This window comes from Streptomyces antimicrobicus (assembly GCF_020532625.1).
Lineage (GTDB): Bacteria > Actinomycetota > Actinomycetes > Streptomycetales > Streptomycetaceae > Streptomyces > Streptomyces antimicrobicus.
Genome location: NZ_JAJAUY010000145.1, coordinates 1 through 14,914, shown reverse-complemented (window position 1 = coordinate 14,914; position 14,914 = coordinate 1). Strand labels below are relative to the sequence as shown.

Genomic DNA, 14,914 nt, shown 5'->3' with positions numbered 1-14,914 from the left:
CCCCCCCCCCGCCCCCGCCCGCCCCCCCCCCCCCCCCCCCCCCCCCCCCACGACTTTATTCGATGCGGGCGCATCACTTCCCGGGTTACTGTTCCCCGCAGAACCGATGCGAGCGCATCGGAAAAACCCGAGTGAAAGGACGGGCGCCATGCAGGACGCCCTGTGGCGCATGCCGGCCACGGCCCAGGCGGCGGCGGTCCGCGCCGGTGAGGTCTCGGCCGTCGAGCTGGTCGACAGTCACCTGGAGCGCATCGCCGAGGCAGGCCCGCGGGTCAACGCCGTCACCCAGCTGCTGGCGGACCGGGCCCGCGAGGCCGCGGCCCGCACGGACCGGCGGCGGGCCGCCGGGGAGGAGCTCGGGCCGCTGGCGGGCGTGCCGTTCACGGTGAAGGAGACCACCGCGATCGAGGGCGTACCGACCACCTTCGGCACGCCCCGCTTCCGGGACCTGGTGGCCCCGGCCGACGCGCCCCCGGTGGCCCGGCTGCGCGCGGCCGGGGCGATCCCGATCGGGCACAGCAACGTCCCGACCCTGATCCTCGCCGGCATGCACACCCGCAGCGAGCTGTACGGCGACACGGTCAACCCCTGGGACCCGACCCGGACCCCGGGCGGGACCAGCGGCGGCGACGCGGTGGCCGTGGCCACGGGCCTGGCCGCCTTCGGCCTGGGCAACGACTCCGGCGGGTCGGTGCGGGTGCCCGCCCAGTTCTGCGGGGTGGCCGCGTTGAAGCCGTCCACCGGCCGCTACCCGGCCGACCACCGCGTCGCCGGGCCGCAGGACCCCGGTCCGGCCTCCCAGTTCCTGGTCACCGACGGTCCGCTGGCCCGGCGCGTGGCCGACCTGCGGCTCGTCCACGAGGTGCTGGCCGGGGCCGATCCGCGCGACCCGCGGGCGGTGCCGGTGCCCGCCTTCGGCCCGCCGCTGCCCGGCCCGGTGCGGGTCGCGGTCGTGACCGACCCCGGCGGGCACGGCGTCCACCCGGTCGTGCGCGCCGCCGTCGCGACGGCGGCCGACGCGCTGCGCGACGCCGGGTACGAGGTCCAGGAGGTGGCCGACGTCCCGCGCCTGGACGAGGCGCTGGAGGTGTACGGGAAGATCACCGTGACCGAGTTCGCCCCCGCCTGGCCGGTGGTGCGCACGCTGCTGGGCGAGGGCGGCGACCGGTACATCGCGTGGGCGATGGAACGCACCCCGCCCGCCGACCGGGACGAACTGGTGCGGCTGATGGGCAGCTGGCTGAACATCCGCCGCTCCTGGGCCGAGTTCCTCGACACCTACCCGCTGCTGCTCGGCCCGGTGTTCACCGAGCCTGCGGTGGAGCCGGGTCTGGAGTCGCGGGACCGGGCGGGCCGGGACCGGGTGGCCGCCGGGTTGCGGCTGTGCACCGCGACCAGCTTCGTGGGGGTGCCCGCGGTGGCCGTGCCGACCGGGGTGGTGGACGGGCTGCCCTGCGGCGTGCAGCTCGTGGGACGAGCCTTCCGGGAGGACGTGTGCCTGGACGCGGCGCGGGCGGTCGAGGAGCGGCTGGGCGTGCTCACTCCGGTCGACCCCGTGCCGTACGGCCGGAAGGCGTAGGCTCGGCGGGTGGCCAAGTACTTCGACGTGCACCCGCAGACCCCCCAGCGGCGCACGATCAGCACCGTGGCGGACAGCATCCGCTCCGGCGCCCTGATCGCGTACCCGACCGACTCGTGCTTCGCGCTGGGCTGCCAGCTCGGCAACCGGGACGGGATCAACCGGATCCGGTCGATCCGCAACCTCGACGACCGGCACCACTTCACCCTCGTGTGCCAGAACTTCGCCCAGCTGGGCCGGTTCGTGCACGTCGACAACGACGTGTTCCGCGCCGTCAAGGCGGCCACCCCGGGCCCGTACACGTTCATCCTGCGCGCGACGGCCGAGGTGCCGCGGCAGCTGATGCACCCGAAGAAGAAGACGGTGGGGGTGCGCATCCCCGAGCACGTCGTCACCCAGGCGCTGCTGGCCGAGCTCGGCGAACCGCTGCTGTCGAGCACCCTGCTGCTGCCGGGCGAGGAGGAACCGCTCACCCAGGGCTGGGAGATCAAGGAGCGGCTCGACCACATGGTGGACGCGGTGGTCGACTCGGGTGACTGCGGCACCCGGCCGACCACGGTCGTCGACTTCTCCGGCGGCGGGGCCGAGATCGTCCGCCGGGGTGCGGGGGACACCAGCCGGTTCGAGTGACCGCGGCCGGGGGCACGGGCGGGCGTGTCCGGCGCGCCGTACCCGCCCGCGCGGCACGCGCCCCTACGCTTCACGCCATGGCAGACACCTTCGAACACGCCCCTCAGGTGTGGACCGCGGCCCGGCTGCGCAGCGCCCTCGACGGCCTCCCGGACGACACGCCGATCCATGTGGGCGTCGCGGACGGGCCCGGCAACTTCGAGGGGTACGAGGAGTTCGTCCTCGTCAGCGCGGAGCCGGTGGAGACGGAGCCGGACGAGGACGGGGGCGCGCCGACCGTGCAGTTCACCCTCTTCGCCGACGCCAAGGCCGGGGTCTACTACCTCGACATGGACTGACGCGGTCCCCTCGGGACCCACCTGACGACGCGCCAGAACCCGTCGTCCGGAGGGTCCTGGTCACTCCATCGGTTCCCCCGCCTCGCGCGGTTCCGCGTGATCGCCCAGGGTGATGATCATCGGCAGCTCGGCCCGCCCTCCCGGCGTCATCCGGATGCCCCGTCACCCTGCCTGGAGGTCCCGATGGAGTGCTCGCCTTCCCCGCACCCGGCCCGCCGTACGGTCGTACGCGCCGGCGCCTGTGCCGCGGCCGCCTTCGCCGTCGGCGGCGGTACGGCCGCCGCGGCTCCGGCGGTGGCCGCCGGGCCGCCCGCCCCGGCCGCCGCGCCGGAGGCGGTGTCCCGGGCGGCGGCCGAACTGCCCCTGCGGGCGGACGCCTCCACCCAGGGAGACATCCTCGCGGGTTTCCGCAAGGACCACGCCTGCCTGCTGTTCGTGCACTTCCGCGATGCCGGGCAGGCACGGCGCTGGCTGGGCGCGCTGCTGCCCGAACTGGCCACGACCGATCAGGTCGCCCGCTTCAACGCCGAGTTCAGCAAGGCGCGCCGGCTGCGCAAGGGCGTGGACCCGACCCGCATGTCCGTGCTGTGGGCGGGCATCAGCCTGACCTACCCGGGGCTGGCCCTCCTCGCGGACAAGGACCCCTTCCCCGCCGTCCGGGCGGGCAGCACGGCCGAGGCGTTCGCCGAGGGCGCGGCCACGCGGGCCGAGGCGCTCGGCGACACCGGTCCCAGCGCCCCCGACGGCTGGCTGTTCGGTGCCTCCCAGGACGAGGTGCACGCCGTGCTCACCCTGGCCGGTGACGACGCGCGGCGCCTGGCGGAGGCGGTCGAGCGCCACGAGCGGGCGCTCGACCGGGCGCAGGCCGCGGTGCTGTTCCGGCAGGACGCCGCCACCCTGCCCGACGCGCTGCGCGGGCACGAGCACTTCGGCTTCCTGGACGCGATCAGCCAGCCGGGCGTGCGGGGCTTCGACGCGCCGGACCCGCAGTCGGGCACGACCGTGCTGGGCAAGCCGGGCACCCGGCTGGTGCCGGCCGGTGAGTTCCTGGTCGGCCACGAGAAGGTGGGGCAGCGCCCGGCCGGTCTGCCGGTGTGGGCCACGGGCGGGTCCTTCCACGTCGTACGGCGGCTGGCCCAGGACGTCGCGGGCTGGTGGGACCAGCTCGGGGAGTGCCTGGACCGGCTGAAGCGGTCCGGGGCGGCACCCGCCGACGCCGACACCCGGTGGCTCGCCTCCCGGATGGTCGGCCGCTGGCCCGGCGGCGCCCCGGTGGCCACCTGCCCGGCCGCCGAGCGGATCCCCGTACCCGGGGAGGACATCGACGGCCCGCTGGACTTCCACGACGACCCGAACGGCTGGACCACCCCGCTGTTCGCGCACATCCGCAAGAGCAACCCGCGGGCCGGACTCACGCTGGCCCCGGGCCGGCCCCCGCTGCCCGCGGGCGACGTCGACGCCCGGCGCATCATCCGCCGCGGGATCCCCTTCGGCCCGCCCCTGCGGCGCGACGCGCGGGGGGTCGTCGACGGCCGGAGCGACGACGGTTCGGCGCGCGGGCTGGTCTTCGTCAGCCACCAGGCCGACCTCGTCGAGCAGTTCGAGTTCATCGTCAAGCGGTGGACCAACGAGCGGGACTTCCCGCCGGCCCGGCACCCGGTGACCGGCTGCGACCCCGTCATCGGGCCCGCCTCGCCGGCCGCCTTCGAATCCCCTTCGGCCGACGGCGGGCGGGCCACCACCTTGGCGTTCCAGCAGTTCGTGCGCACCGAGGGCGCCGTCTACGCCTTCACGCCGTCGGTGCCGGCCCTGCGCGCGCTGGCGGCGGGGAAGCTGGACACGGCGATCGAGGTGCACCGGGGCACCGTGCTGCGGCCGGGCGACGTCCTGGACGCGGGCGCGGTCCGGCTGCTCCTCGACACCGACGGGGACCTGGTGCTCCAGGACGACCAGGAGCGTGCGCTGTGGACGTCCGGGACGACCGGCAAGGGCGTCGACGCGTACTTCTCCGCCGACGGCGAGCTGCGGGTCCGGGCCGCCGGCGGCCGTACGGTCTGGTCCTCGGGCACGGCGGGGCACGAGGACGCCCGGCTGCTGGTGCGGCCGTCGGGGGACGCGGTCATCCTGGCCGGCGACCGCCGGCTGTGGCGCGTCGCGGCCCCGGGCCGTGGTGGCGGCGCGCGTTAGGGCACGGTGACCGGCAGCGGGTGCGGTCGCTTGGCGGTGCGGCCGTCGCCGGAGGAGGTGCCGCGCAGGCGGCGCACCAGCCAGGGCCCGAGGAACGCCCCGGCCCACCGCAGTTCACGGACGACGGCGGCGGACCGGCCGGTGCGGGTGGCGTCGGCGGGCAGCGGCCGGGTCCAGGCGTCGTCGCTGCCGGGCAGCGCGAGGGCGTGGGCGACGGCGTCGGCGATCCGCTGGTGGCCCGGCGGAGCGGCGTGCAGCCGGTCCGGGCTCCACAGCCGGGGGTCGCCGACCACGGCGTGACCGGCGGTGTCGGCGACGGCGACCCCGTGGCGGTCCGCCGCCTGCCGGATCCGGGCGTTGAGGGCGGCGACGCGCGGGGCGAGGGGGCGGGCCAGGGGGACCAGGCCGCCGGGGTCGGGGAAGGTGAGCGTGGCCACCCGGGCACCGGTGCCGGTGAGCGCGGCGAACATCGCCTCCAGGTGCCCGGCGGTCTCGTCGGCGTCGAACCGGGGCCGCAGCAGGTCGTTGACCCCGGCGACCACGGTGGCCAGATCGGGCCGCAGGGCGAGGGCCGGGGCGAGCTGCTCGGCGTGCACCTCGCCCGCGCGCCGGCCGCGGACGGCCAGGTTGGCGTAGGTCAGGCCGGGTTCGAGCCGGGCGAGGTGCTCGGCGAGCCGGTCGGCCCAGCCGCGCAGCCCGGCGGTGTCGTCGCCGTCGCCGACGCCCTCGGTCTGGCTGTCGCCGAGGGCGACGTAGCGCAGGACGGGTGCCGCGTGGTCAGGTCCGGGCACCGAGGGCCTGCCTCTCCTCGAGCACGGCGAGCACGCGCTCGCACCAGTCGCGGTTGCCCCGCTCGTACGTGATGCCGCCGAGGCAGGTCAGATAGGGGCCGACGCGCTCGCCGTGGCGCAGGAACTCCTCCTCGGTGCGGTCGCCGCGCATGGTGCGCAGCAGCTGTTCGAAGAGGTCCAGCTTGGCCCGGGCGAAGGCGGCGCGGTCGGTGAGCTGCTCGATCAGCGGGCCGACGGCGACGTGGTCGGCGGCCTGGATCTTGACGAGCAGGTCGTCGCGCAGGAAGGACGGCTTGGAGGCCGCCGCGGCGAAGCGGTCGAGTTCGGCGAGGCCGGCGTCCGTCACCCGGAAGAGGCGCTTCGTGGGGCGGGTCTCCTGCGGCACGTCCCGGCCGGTGACGAGGCCGTCCTGCTCCAGCCGGGTCAGTTCGGCGTAGAGCTGCTGGGGCAGCGCGTGCCAGAAGTTGGCCACGCCCAGGTCGAACGCCTTGGCCAGCTGGTAGCCGCTCAGCTCACGGTCGAGGAGCGCCGCCAGCACGGCGTGCCGCAAGGCCATCGGTGGGTCCTTCCGTCGGGTACGCCATGGACATGCCCGCCATCATAGTCAAGGATCTGACTATTCACATCGATGAGTACGGAGGAGCCCATGCCCGAGTCCGTCACCGCCCTCGCCGACCGTTTCCGCGCCGCGGTCGACGCCCGTGACCTCGCCGCCCTCGCGGAGCTGCTGACCGACGACGTCCGCCTCTACAGCCCGGTCAAGTACCGGCCGTTCGAGGGCAAGGAGAGCGTGACGGCCCTCTTCGGCGTCCTGGTGCGGCTCTTCGAGGACATCCGCTACATCGGCCGCTACGAGGGTGCGTCCGAGACCGGCGCGGACGGCCGGGAGGCCCCCTCGGCGGTCCTGCCGTTCCGGGTGACCGTGGGCGGCAAGCAGGTGCACGGCCTGGACCTGCTGCACTTCGCCGAGGACGGACGGATCAAGGAGGTGACGGTCATGGTCCGGCCGCAGTCGGCCGTCCAGGCGCTCGGCCAGGCGGTGCTGGCCGGTCTGGTCGCCGACGGTCGGGTGCCCGCGCCGCAGGCGTAGCCGTCCTGGCCGTCCCCGGAACCCCGTGGTCGGGCCGGGCGTCGTAGCAGGAGCGGACGGGGGCGGCGGGAGGGAAGGGGCGGCGTGGTCAGGTGGGGCGGGCGGGGCGCGGACGGGGACCGGGGGCGGCGCGGGCGGGGCGCGGAGGTGGGCCCGTGGCGGCGCGGGCGGGGGCTGGTGGCGGCCGGGGTGCTGATCGCCGTCGTCATGGCCCTTCCCGCCGTCGTCCCCAACACCGGGGGCCGGTTCGGCAGTCTGCTGGAGGCCTTCCTGCCGTGGTTGGGGCTGGCCGTGCCGGTGCTGCTGGGACGGGCCCTGCTGCGCCGCTGCGCCCTCGCGGTGCCCGCCGCGCTGCTGCCGGCCGCCGTCTGGGCGGCGCAGTTCGGCCCGCTGCTGCTGCCCGCGGACGCCGGGCCGTACGACCTGGTCGCCGTCCAGCACAACGCCGGCGACGAGAACCCGGACCCGGCGGGCACGGCGCGGACCCTGGCGGACGCGGCTGCCGACCTGATCGCGGTGGAGGAGCTGACGCCGGCCGCGCTGCCGGCGTACGTCCAGGCGCTGTCCGCCGACTACCCCCACCACGCGGTGCGGGGCACCGTGGGGCTCTGGTCGAGGCATCCGCTGACGGACGTCCGGCCGGTGGACATCAGGCCCCGGTCGGTCGGCCCGGACTGGAACCGCGGGCTGCGCGCCACCGCCCGTACGCCCCGCGGTGAGGTCGCGGTGTACGTCGCGCACCTGCCGTCGGTCCGGCTCGGACCGGGCGGCTTCGGCTCCGCCCGGCGCGACGAGAGCGCCGCCCTGCTGGGCGCCGCCCTGGCCGCCGAGCCGCTGGAGCCGGTGGTGCTGCTGGGAGACCTCAACGGCACCGTGGACGACCGCGGCCTGGCGCCGGTGACCTCCCGCACCTCCGCGCCCGTACGCGGTGTCGCCTTCAGCTGGCCCGCCGCGTTCCCGCTGGCGCGGATCGACCAGGTGCTGGTGCGTTCCGGCACCGTCGGCGAGATCCGGACCCTGCCGGCGACCGGCAGCGACCACCTGCCCGTGGCCGCCCGGATCCGCTTCGGTTCACCGGCCGCCCGGTAGCGCGCCGCCCTGGTCGGCCGGGGCGGCGGCATGGAGGTCGAACAGGGCCCCGTCGACGTCGCGCAGGGTCACCGACGGCTCGGGGTCGTCCGGTTCCGCCACCCGGACGACGGTCCCGCCCAGCGCGGTGGCGGCGTCCAGCGCCGCGTCCAGGTCGGGCACCTCGAAGTGGACGTGCCAGCGCGGCCGCCGCACCGGTTCGACGGAGGCCTCCTCCACCGGTCCGCTGTCCAGCCGGGCCAGCGCCTCGCCGTTGCGGCGCAGCACCACCTGGTCGTTCTCGTAGGAGACCTCGCAGCAGCCGGCCCGGCCCGTGGCCCACTCCAGGACCTCGCCGTAGAAGACCGCCGCCTGGAAGGCGTCCCGGGTGCGCAGCTCCAGCCAGGCCGGTGCCCGTCCGCGGCCGATCCGCCAGTCGGAGAGGATCCGCCCCTCCCACACGCCGAACACCGCGCCCTGCGGGTCGGCGGCCAGCGCGCCGCGCCCGGCCCGCTCGAAGGAGACCGGGCCGACCGCGACCGTGCCGGTGCGTTCGCGGATCCGGGAGACGGCCACCTCCACGTCCTCGACGGCGAAGTACGGCGTCCACGACACCGCCAGCGACAGGTCGCCCGCCAGGGCGCCGACCCCGGCGACGGGTACGCCCTCCAGCTCGGCCACGCGGAACGCCTGGCCCAGCCGGGTCGGCCGGAAGGTCCAGCCGAGGACGGCGCCGTAGAAGCGCTGCGCGCCGGCGAGGTCGCGTGCCATCAGGCTCACCCAGCAGGGCGCGCCGAAGACGTCGCCCGCCGAAATCTCCGCCATCTCGCTCCGTTCCCGGCGCACGGCGCGGCCGTGGTACGTCGTGTCTACCGGGGCACTATGCGCGCACCGCGGCGCGGCGTTCCCGCGCAACACTCCGCGCGGCCGCGCCCGGACCCGTCCGGCCCACGCACGACGCCTCGGCCGGCGCACGCCTCGCCCGCGCAGGGCCCCGCCGGGGCGCGTCGGCGCCGCTAGCCGACGAACTCCTCGTCGCCGTAACGGATCTCGGCCTTCTCCCAGTCGACGCCGAGGCGCTCCGCGAAAGCGCGGGCGAGCGGCAGCTCGGCGAGCGGGGCGACCAGGATCAGCCGGCCGTCGACCGCGACGGAGCCGCCGCCGAGGCGTTCGCGGGCCTGCGGGTCCGCCACCAGCTCGTCGTGCAGGCGGGTGGCGGTGACCCCGTCGGCGCGGATCTCGACGGCGTCGGTCTCCGGGGAGGTCCGCGGCAGGCAGCGGAAGGTCAGGACGGACTCCTGGTCGTACTGCTTGCGGACGACGTCGGCGATGTGGTGCAGCCCCTGGGCGCCGACCCGGTGCACGTCGAACGCGCGCGAGCGCTCGTAGGTGGCCCGCTGGAGTTCGCCGGACCAGAACACGCCGTCCAGCAGGGTGGAGGCACCGGGCCGGGCGCCGTGGGCGCGGATGATGCCGCGCACCTCGTGCTCGAAGCGGACCAGCCGGGTCTTCAGGCGGGGATCGGCCGGATCGGTGATGACCGCCGTGTTGTCGGTGGCGAAGATCTCCGCGGTCGGACACCTGCCGTGCGCGGCCGCGTCCGCGCTCGCCTGCGCGGTCCCGGTGGTCACCGTGCCGAACGCCAGCACGCCGACCGCGACGAGGACGCCGAACCTCTTCATGCCCGAACTCCCCTGCCCGTGGTCCCGCGGCCGCACCGCACGACCGCACCGCGATCATGGCAGGGGCGCGCCCGGGGCCGGGCCCGGTGCGTCGGGAACGGCGGGGAACCGACGGCCGGACGGCGGCACGGTGGTATGAGGACCGGGGCCGCGCAGCCCGGGGCGCGGGGTCAGGTGGCCGTGGTGGCCGGACGGTCCGGCGCGGTGGCGTCGAACCAGTAGTCGCCGGCGGCCAGATAGCCGTCGGCCGCCGCGGCGCCGCCGGGGACGGTGACGGTCGCGGCGCGCGTTCCGTCGATCCGGGTCGGCAGGGGACGGGCGTCCGGGTGCCAGTCGGCGAAGTCACCGGGGGCGCCCACGGGGGCGGGCGGCTGGTCCGGCCGGAGTTCGGGCATGTCGCGCTCCTCACTGTCCGCACATGTCAGGAGGGCATCGTGTCACGGTCCGTGCGCGGGCGCGCGGTGTGCGCCCGCACGGCGCGGCCGGACTCCGGCCGGTGCGCTCACCCGCACGGGTGATGCGAGGTCGCCCGTGCGGGTGAGCGAAATTCGGACGACCGGGCGGGGCGGCTGTGCCTAGGCTCGCCCCATGTCCCCTACCGGCACCACCCCGCTCACCGGCATCGCCGCGTTCCTCTCCGCCTTCGCCCGCCGCCAGGCGGCCCGGACCGTCGAGCTGCCCGGCGGCTTCGTGGCGCTCGACGACCGGTACGTCCACTCCCGGGCCAACAACCAGGCGTTCGTCGACGGCCCGCTCGACCCCGGGGGCCCTGCCGCCCTGCCCGGCCGACTGGACCAGGCGCTCGCGCACCTGCCGTACCGGATGGTGACCGTGCTCGACGACGCCACGGGCCGGGCCTGCGCCCCGTACCTGACGGCGGCGGGTTACGCGCACCACACGTACGTGGTCATGATCCACGAGGCCCCGGTCCCGCCCGCCGCGGCGGCGGCCGCGCCCGTGGCGCTGGCGGAGCTGCGCGAGGCGCTCGCCGGGAGCTGGCGGGGATTCCTGCCGCACGCGACCGAGGAGGAGATCGGGCACCTGGTGGACCGCCGGGAGGCCCGGCTGCGCGGGGCGGAACAGGTCCGCTTCGTCGCCGCCCGCACCCCGGACGGGCAGATCGCCTCGTGGGCGGACCTGTACACGGACCCGGCCGCGGGCATCGCCCAGATCGAGGACCTGGTCACCGCCGAGGCCCACCTCGGCCGGGGTCATGCGACGGCGGTCCTGCACACCGCCCTGCACCTGGCTGCCGACCTCCCCGTCCGCTTCCTGATCGCGGACGCCCACGACTGGCCCCGGCACTGGTACGCGCGGCACGGCTTCACGCCCGCGGGGCACCTGCACCACTTCGACCGGGCGTAGCCGCCGCGGCCCCCGTGCGCGCGGGCGCCCCGGGTCCGCAACGCCGTACGCCGTCGCCCCCGGTCGGGGGTGACGGCGTACGGCGTCCCGTGGCGGGTGGGGGCGGCGCTACGGTCGCGGCCGGCCCGCGCCGCGGGTCAGCGAGTGGCCGAGGACGCCCGCGAGGGCGGCCAGGACTCCCCCGGCGGCGGTCCACACCCAGCGGTCGGACCACTGGCCGCCGGACCAGCCGTCCTCGGGCCGGCGCAGCGAGCCCTCGCGGGTCTGGGCGACGGCACCGGTCACCAGCGGCGTGCCGAGCGCGCCGTCGGTCCCGAAGGCACCGCCGGTGTCCTTCACGTCGGCCTCGACGGCGGCCTTGACGGGCAGGCCGAGGTCCTCCTTGGGCAGGCCGACGACGGTCAGGCGGACGTAGTAGCTGCCCGGCAGGGGGTCGTCGGACCACATCTCGGCGCCGGGGCGGACCGTGCGCAGCGTGCAGTTCAGCTCGACCGAGGCCGCGGCCCGGTCCGCGGTCACCGTCTGGGCGCCGTACACGCACGGCTGCCGGCGGCGCAGGCCGTCGTACACGTCGAGCCGCCACGTCGAGGCGCCGTGCCGCAGGGCCGCCTCGGGCAGGGTCACGGACGCCTTGACGGTGGCGCGCTGCCCGGAGTCCAGCGGGACCGTCCAGTACAGGTAGTCACCCGTGGACGCGGAGGCGGTGGCCCGCTGCCCCGGCCGGAACGGGGCCGCCGTACGGAAGCCGGTGCCCGCCTCGGTCGGCGGCGCGTCCGCCGCAGCCTTGCCCTTGTCCTTGTCGTGGCCGCCGCCCGGGCTCGCCGACGGGGTGTCCGCCACGCCGGTGCCCGCGAGGGCGAGGGTGGCGGCGCCGGCCAGCAGGGCGGTGGTCAGTACGCGTACGGCCCGCATCAGTTGGTCCTCCAGACAGAGATGCGCCAGCGGGAGAGCCAGCCCCACACCAGGCCCGCGAGCAGGCCGGTGAGTGCCAGGACGAGCAGCAGCCACCAGCCGCGGCCCAGGCCGAACGAGGCGACGTCGGAAGTCCCGTCGGGGCCGTCGACCACGTCGATGGTGAGTTCCACCGGCATGCCGGGAGTGGTCTTCACGCCGGGCGCGGCGGAGAAGGAGTTGCTGACCTGGAGGCACACGGTCTCGGTGCTCCGCTCGCCGTCCTCGTCGACCGGGCCCTTGGGGTAGCGCAGGCCGGAGGAGATGACGTCGGTGCGTCCGTCGCCCGCCTCCGAGCCGCGGACGATCTCCCGGCCGTGCAGGGTCGTGGCGCGCAGCAGGACGCCGTAGTCGTTGTTGACGGCACGGTCGGCCGCGATGCTGACCGAGGCGCGCAGTTCCTGGCCGGGCTTGACGGCCACCTGGTACCAGCGGTGCTCGCCGAAGGACTCGCGGTCGCTGTAGAGACCGGGGCCGAGCCGGGGCGCGCCCTGGCACTGCTGGGCGCCCTGGGTGGCCACGGGGGTGACGACCGGGTCGGCGGCGCGGTCGACGAGCTGGCGCACCCGTCCGGAGAGCTGGTCGGTGTGCTGGACCGAGGTGTACGTGCCGCCGGTGGCCTCCGCGATGCACGTCAGCTGCTCACGGGTCTTGGCGTCGGGGACGAGGCCGAGGGTGTCGATGACCAGATGTATCCCCTTGGCCGCGATGTCGCGTGCCACTTCGCAGGGGTCGAGCGGGGCGCAGGTGTCCTCGCCGTCGGTGATGAGCACGATCCGCCGGGTGGCGTTGCCGCCGTTCAGGTCGTCGGCCGCGGCGAGCAGCGCCGGGCCGATCGGGGTCCACCCGGTGGGGGCGAGGGTGGCGACGGCGGTCTTGGCCTCGGTCCGGTTGAGCGCGCCGACCGGGTAGAGCTGCTTGGTGTCCTTGCAGCCGAGCTGGCGGTCGTCACCGGGGTAGGTGGCGCCGAGGGTGCGGATGCCGAGCCGCACCTCGTCCGGCACCGCGTCGATGACCTCGTTGAACGCCTGCTTCGCCGCGGCCATCCGGGACTTGCCGTCGATGTCCGTCGCACGCATCGAGCCGCTGACGTCGAGGACCAGCTCGACCTTGGGCGATTCCTTCGCCGCCGGCTCGCCGGCCGTGGCGGTCGTCGGGGAGAGACCGACGGTGAGGGTGGCGAGCAAGCCGCACACCCCGGCCGCCAGCCGTTTTCTAGTGATCATCGGCGGATCGTATTGAGGATGGTCGCAGCAGTCCAAAAGGGGCCCGTGCCGCCTCCGCCCGCCGTGCCGCCTCCGCCCGCCGGGCGGGCCCGGGCACGGCCCGGCCGCGACGAGCCAACCTCCTTGCAGCGTATGCCCGTTGCGTCGACCGGATGCGGGGTACGATCGGCCCGTGGGGGGACCACCGGATCACCGACGGCACGTCGCGCTGCGCGCCTGCGGCTGCGCCCTGGCCGGCCTGCTGCTGCTCGCCGGCTGCTCGTCCGGCGGGGCGGCAGGAGGAACGGCAGGCGGGAAGACCGACGGCAGCGGGCCGAGCGGGTCGGCCGGCACGCCCGGTGCGCCCCGCGGCGCCGGCGGGTCTGCCCCGCCCGTACTGCCGGCGGGCACCGCCGGCCCCGGCCCGTCCCGCACGGGCCCGTCGCTCGTGCCCGAGCTGGACGAGGCGAAACTGCCGCGCACCGCCGCCGAGGCCCGGGCCGTGCTCGCGCGGATCGTCGTCGACGAGCGGGTGTTCGGCCCGCGGGCCGTGCGCGCCACGCCGTTCGAGAGCAACCCGCGCCGCTGGCCCGTCCTCGACCAGGACTGCGTCTGGCAGACCGCCGCGCTGCCCGCGGACGTGCTGGCCACCAGCACCCGTCACTTCCGCATCCCGGCCGCCGACGGCCACGGCACGGTGCGCCTGGACGTGACGGTGACGGTGCACCACGACCGCGAGGAGTCCGGCTGGGAGACGGCCCGCGCCATGGAGGAGGTGCTGCGCTGCCCCGACCAGCGGCTGACGTCGCACGAGACGCTCAAGAACCTGTGGGGCAACGGCAACTACTTCGGCGACCAGGGCAACGCCTGGACCGAGGACGCCTTCTCCGAGACCGGGGAGTACGTCGACGAGGCCGAGGGCGGCGGCCCGGCCGTCTACACGTGGTCGCAGTCGCAGTTCGGGCCGGTCACGATGGCCGTCGCCGGCAAGGGGGCCGCGGGCTTCCCCACCCAGGAGTTGACCTCGCTCATCGTCAAGGGGACCAGCGAGATGAACCTCCGGGCCGGCAAGGCGCTCGCGAAGGAGGCGCCCTGATGGAGCCGCTGCTCGCCGCCGACCCGTCCCGGATCGGCGGCCACCGCCTGCTCGGCCGCCTCGGCTCGGGCGGCATGGGCGTGGTCTACCTCGGCCGGACCGACGACGGGGCGCTGGCCGCCGTCAAGGTGATCCGCGCCGAGTACGCCGACGAGGCGGACTTCCGCGCCCGGTTCCGCCGCGAGGCCGAGATCGCCGCACGGGTGGACAGCCCGTGGGCGGTGCGCGTCACCGGGGCCGACCCGGACGCGGCCGAGCCGTGGCTGGCCACCACGTTCGTGCCGGGCCCCTCGCTGGCCGAGGCAGTCACCGCCCACGGGCCGCTGCCCGGGCCCGCCGTACGGGTCCTCGGCCGGGCCCTGGCGCAGGCGTTGGCGGTGATGCACGACCAGGGCCTGGTCCACCGCGACGTCAAGCCCGCGAACGTACTGCTCGGCACGGACGGGCCGCGCCTGATCGACTTCGGCATCGCGCGCGGCGCCGAGCACACCGCGCTCACCGCGACGGACGTGCTGGTCGGCACGCCCGGCTTCCTCCCGCCGGAGCAGGCGTCGGGGCGGCCCGCCGAGCCGGCCGGGGACGTGTTCTCCCTCGGGTGCCTGCTCGCCTACGCCGCCACCGGCGTGCTGCCCTTCGGCACCGGCGCCGTCGACGCGGTGCTCTACCGGACGGTCCACGACGCACCGGACTTCGGTCCGGAGGTCCTCGCCGACCCCGATCTCGACGCGCTGCTGCGGACCTGCCTCGCCAAGGACCCCGCACTCCGCCCGGGCGCCCGGGAACTGGCCGGGGCCCTCGGGGCGGACGCGCCGGGCGACGGCGTCGGCTGGCTGCCCGACGCGGTGGTGGCGACCGTCGCGCAGCGCGCGGCGGCCCTGCTGGCCCTGCCGGGCATCGAGGAGACCGTCGCCGATCCGGCCGCCGCCCCCGCC

The 14,914-nt window shown here is 76.1% G+C and carries 16 protein-coding genes; 9 read left to right on the top strand and 7 right to left on the bottom strand.

The window, feature by feature from the left end; genetic code table 11:
- Positions 1-148 precede the first annotated feature (148 nt).
- The 4 genes from LG632_RS25645 (at position 149) to LG632_RS25630 (ending at position 4,734) form a co-directional block, all read left to right on the top strand.
- Complete coding sequence (locus LG632_RS25645; RefSeq protein WP_226729927.1) at positions 149-1,579, top strand: amidase; 1,431 nt, start codon at positions 149-151, stop codon at positions 1,577-1,579.
- Positions 1,580-1,588: 9 nt separating this feature from the next.
- Positions 1,589-2,209, top strand: a complete 621-nt coding sequence (locus LG632_RS25640) for an L-threonylcarbamoyladenylate synthase (RefSeq protein ID WP_226729926.1) — start codon at positions 1,589-1,591, stop codon at positions 2,207-2,209.
- A 77-nt stretch (positions 2,210-2,286) separates the two neighbouring features.
- On the top strand, positions 2,287-2,547 hold the full coding sequence (locus LG632_RS25635) for a DUF6225 family protein (protein WP_226729925.1): 261 nt from the start codon (positions 2,287-2,289) through the stop codon (positions 2,545-2,547).
- 183 nt (positions 2,548-2,730) lie between these two features.
- A complete protein-coding gene (locus LG632_RS25630) occupies positions 2,731-4,734 on the top strand; it encodes a peroxidase (protein WP_226729924.1) in 2,004 nt (667 codons plus the stop codon).
- Here the strand turns inward: LG632_RS25630 and LG632_RS25625 are convergent.
- Both LG632_RS25625 and LG632_RS25620 read right to left on the bottom strand, forming a co-directional pair.
- Positions 4,731-5,525, bottom strand: a complete 795-nt coding sequence (locus LG632_RS25625) for an SGNH/GDSL hydrolase family protein (protein WP_226729923.1) — start codon at positions 5,523-5,525, stop codon at positions 4,731-4,733. The two genes, LG632_RS25630 and LG632_RS25625, sit on opposite strands and share 4 nt — an antisense overlap.
- Positions 5,512-6,081, bottom strand: a complete 570-nt coding sequence (locus LG632_RS25620; RefSeq protein WP_226729922.1) for a PadR family transcriptional regulator — start codon at positions 6,079-6,081, stop codon at positions 5,512-5,514. The genes LG632_RS25625 and LG632_RS25620 overlap by 14 nt, the downstream gene beginning before the upstream one ends.
- Before the next feature lie 72 nt (positions 6,082-6,153).
- Between LG632_RS25620 and LG632_RS25615 the strand changes: the two genes are divergently transcribed.
- Both LG632_RS25615 and LG632_RS25610 read left to right on the top strand, forming a co-directional pair.
- Positions 6,154-6,615, top strand: a complete 462-nt coding sequence (locus LG632_RS25615) for a nuclear transport factor 2 family protein (RefSeq protein ID WP_226729921.1) — start codon at positions 6,154-6,156, stop codon at positions 6,613-6,615.
- A gap of 207 nt (positions 6,616-6,822) precedes the next feature.
- A complete protein-coding gene (locus tag LG632_RS25610; protein WP_226729928.1) occupies positions 6,823-7,704 on the top strand; it encodes an endonuclease/exonuclease/phosphatase family protein in 882 nt (293 codons plus the stop codon).
- On the opposite strand, the gene LG632_RS25605 is transcribed toward LG632_RS25610, so the two are convergent.
- The 3 genes from LG632_RS25605 to LG632_RS25595 all read right to left on the bottom strand — a co-directional run bounded on the left by LG632_RS25605 (position 7,687) and on the right by LG632_RS25595 (position 9,760).
- The gene (locus LG632_RS25605) at positions 7,687-8,508 is read right to left on the bottom strand and encodes a VOC family protein (protein ID WP_226729920.1); all 822 of its coding nucleotides are present in this window, start codon (positions 8,506-8,508) and stop codon (positions 7,687-7,689) included. The genes LG632_RS25610 and LG632_RS25605 overlap by 18 nt on opposite strands.
- 191 nt (positions 8,509-8,699) lie before the next feature.
- Positions 8,700-9,365 carry a hypothetical protein gene (locus tag LG632_RS25600; RefSeq protein ID WP_226729919.1) on the bottom strand — a complete coding sequence of 222 codons (666 nt, stop codon included), beginning with the start codon at positions 9,363-9,365 and terminating at the stop codon, positions 8,700-8,702.
- A gap of 170 nt (positions 9,366-9,535) precedes the next feature.
- Positions 9,536-9,760, bottom strand: coding sequence for a hypothetical protein (locus LG632_RS25595; protein WP_226729918.1), 225 nt, complete (start codon positions 9,758-9,760; stop codon positions 9,536-9,538).
- 193 nt (positions 9,761-9,953) lie between these two features.
- Between LG632_RS25595 and LG632_RS25590 the strand changes: the two genes are divergently transcribed.
- Positions 9,954-10,730 carry a GNAT family N-acetyltransferase gene (locus tag LG632_RS25590; protein ID WP_226729917.1) on the top strand — a complete coding sequence of 259 codons (777 nt, stop codon included), beginning with the start codon at positions 9,954-9,956 and terminating at the stop codon, positions 10,728-10,730.
- 108 nt (positions 10,731-10,838) lie between these two features.
- Here LG632_RS25590 and LG632_RS25585 read toward each other — a convergent pair whose 3' ends face one another.
- Positions 10,839-11,642 (bottom strand): hypothetical protein, encoded by an 804-nt coding sequence (locus LG632_RS25585; RefSeq protein WP_226729916.1) that lies wholly within the window; start codon positions 11,640-11,642, stop codon positions 10,839-10,841.
- Positions 11,642-12,907, bottom strand: coding sequence for a VWA domain-containing protein (locus LG632_RS25580; protein ID WP_226729915.1), 1,266 nt, complete (start codon positions 12,905-12,907; stop codon positions 11,642-11,644). The genes LG632_RS25585 and LG632_RS25580 overlap by 1 nt, the downstream gene beginning before the upstream one ends.
- 172 nt (positions 12,908-13,079) lie before the next feature.
- On the opposite strand from LG632_RS25580, the gene LG632_RS25575 reads away from it, so the two are divergent.
- Together LG632_RS25575 and LG632_RS25570 are read left to right on the top strand one after the other, a co-directional pair.
- Positions 13,080-13,982 carry a hypothetical protein gene (locus LG632_RS25575; RefSeq protein WP_226729914.1) on the top strand — a complete coding sequence of 301 codons (903 nt, stop codon included), beginning with the start codon at positions 13,080-13,082 and terminating at the stop codon, positions 13,980-13,982.
- On the top strand, positions 13,982-14,914 hold a 933-nt coding region (locus tag LG632_RS25570), incomplete at its 3' end, for a serine/threonine-protein kinase (RefSeq protein ID WP_226729913.1). The genes LG632_RS25575 and LG632_RS25570, both read left to right, overlap by 1 nt.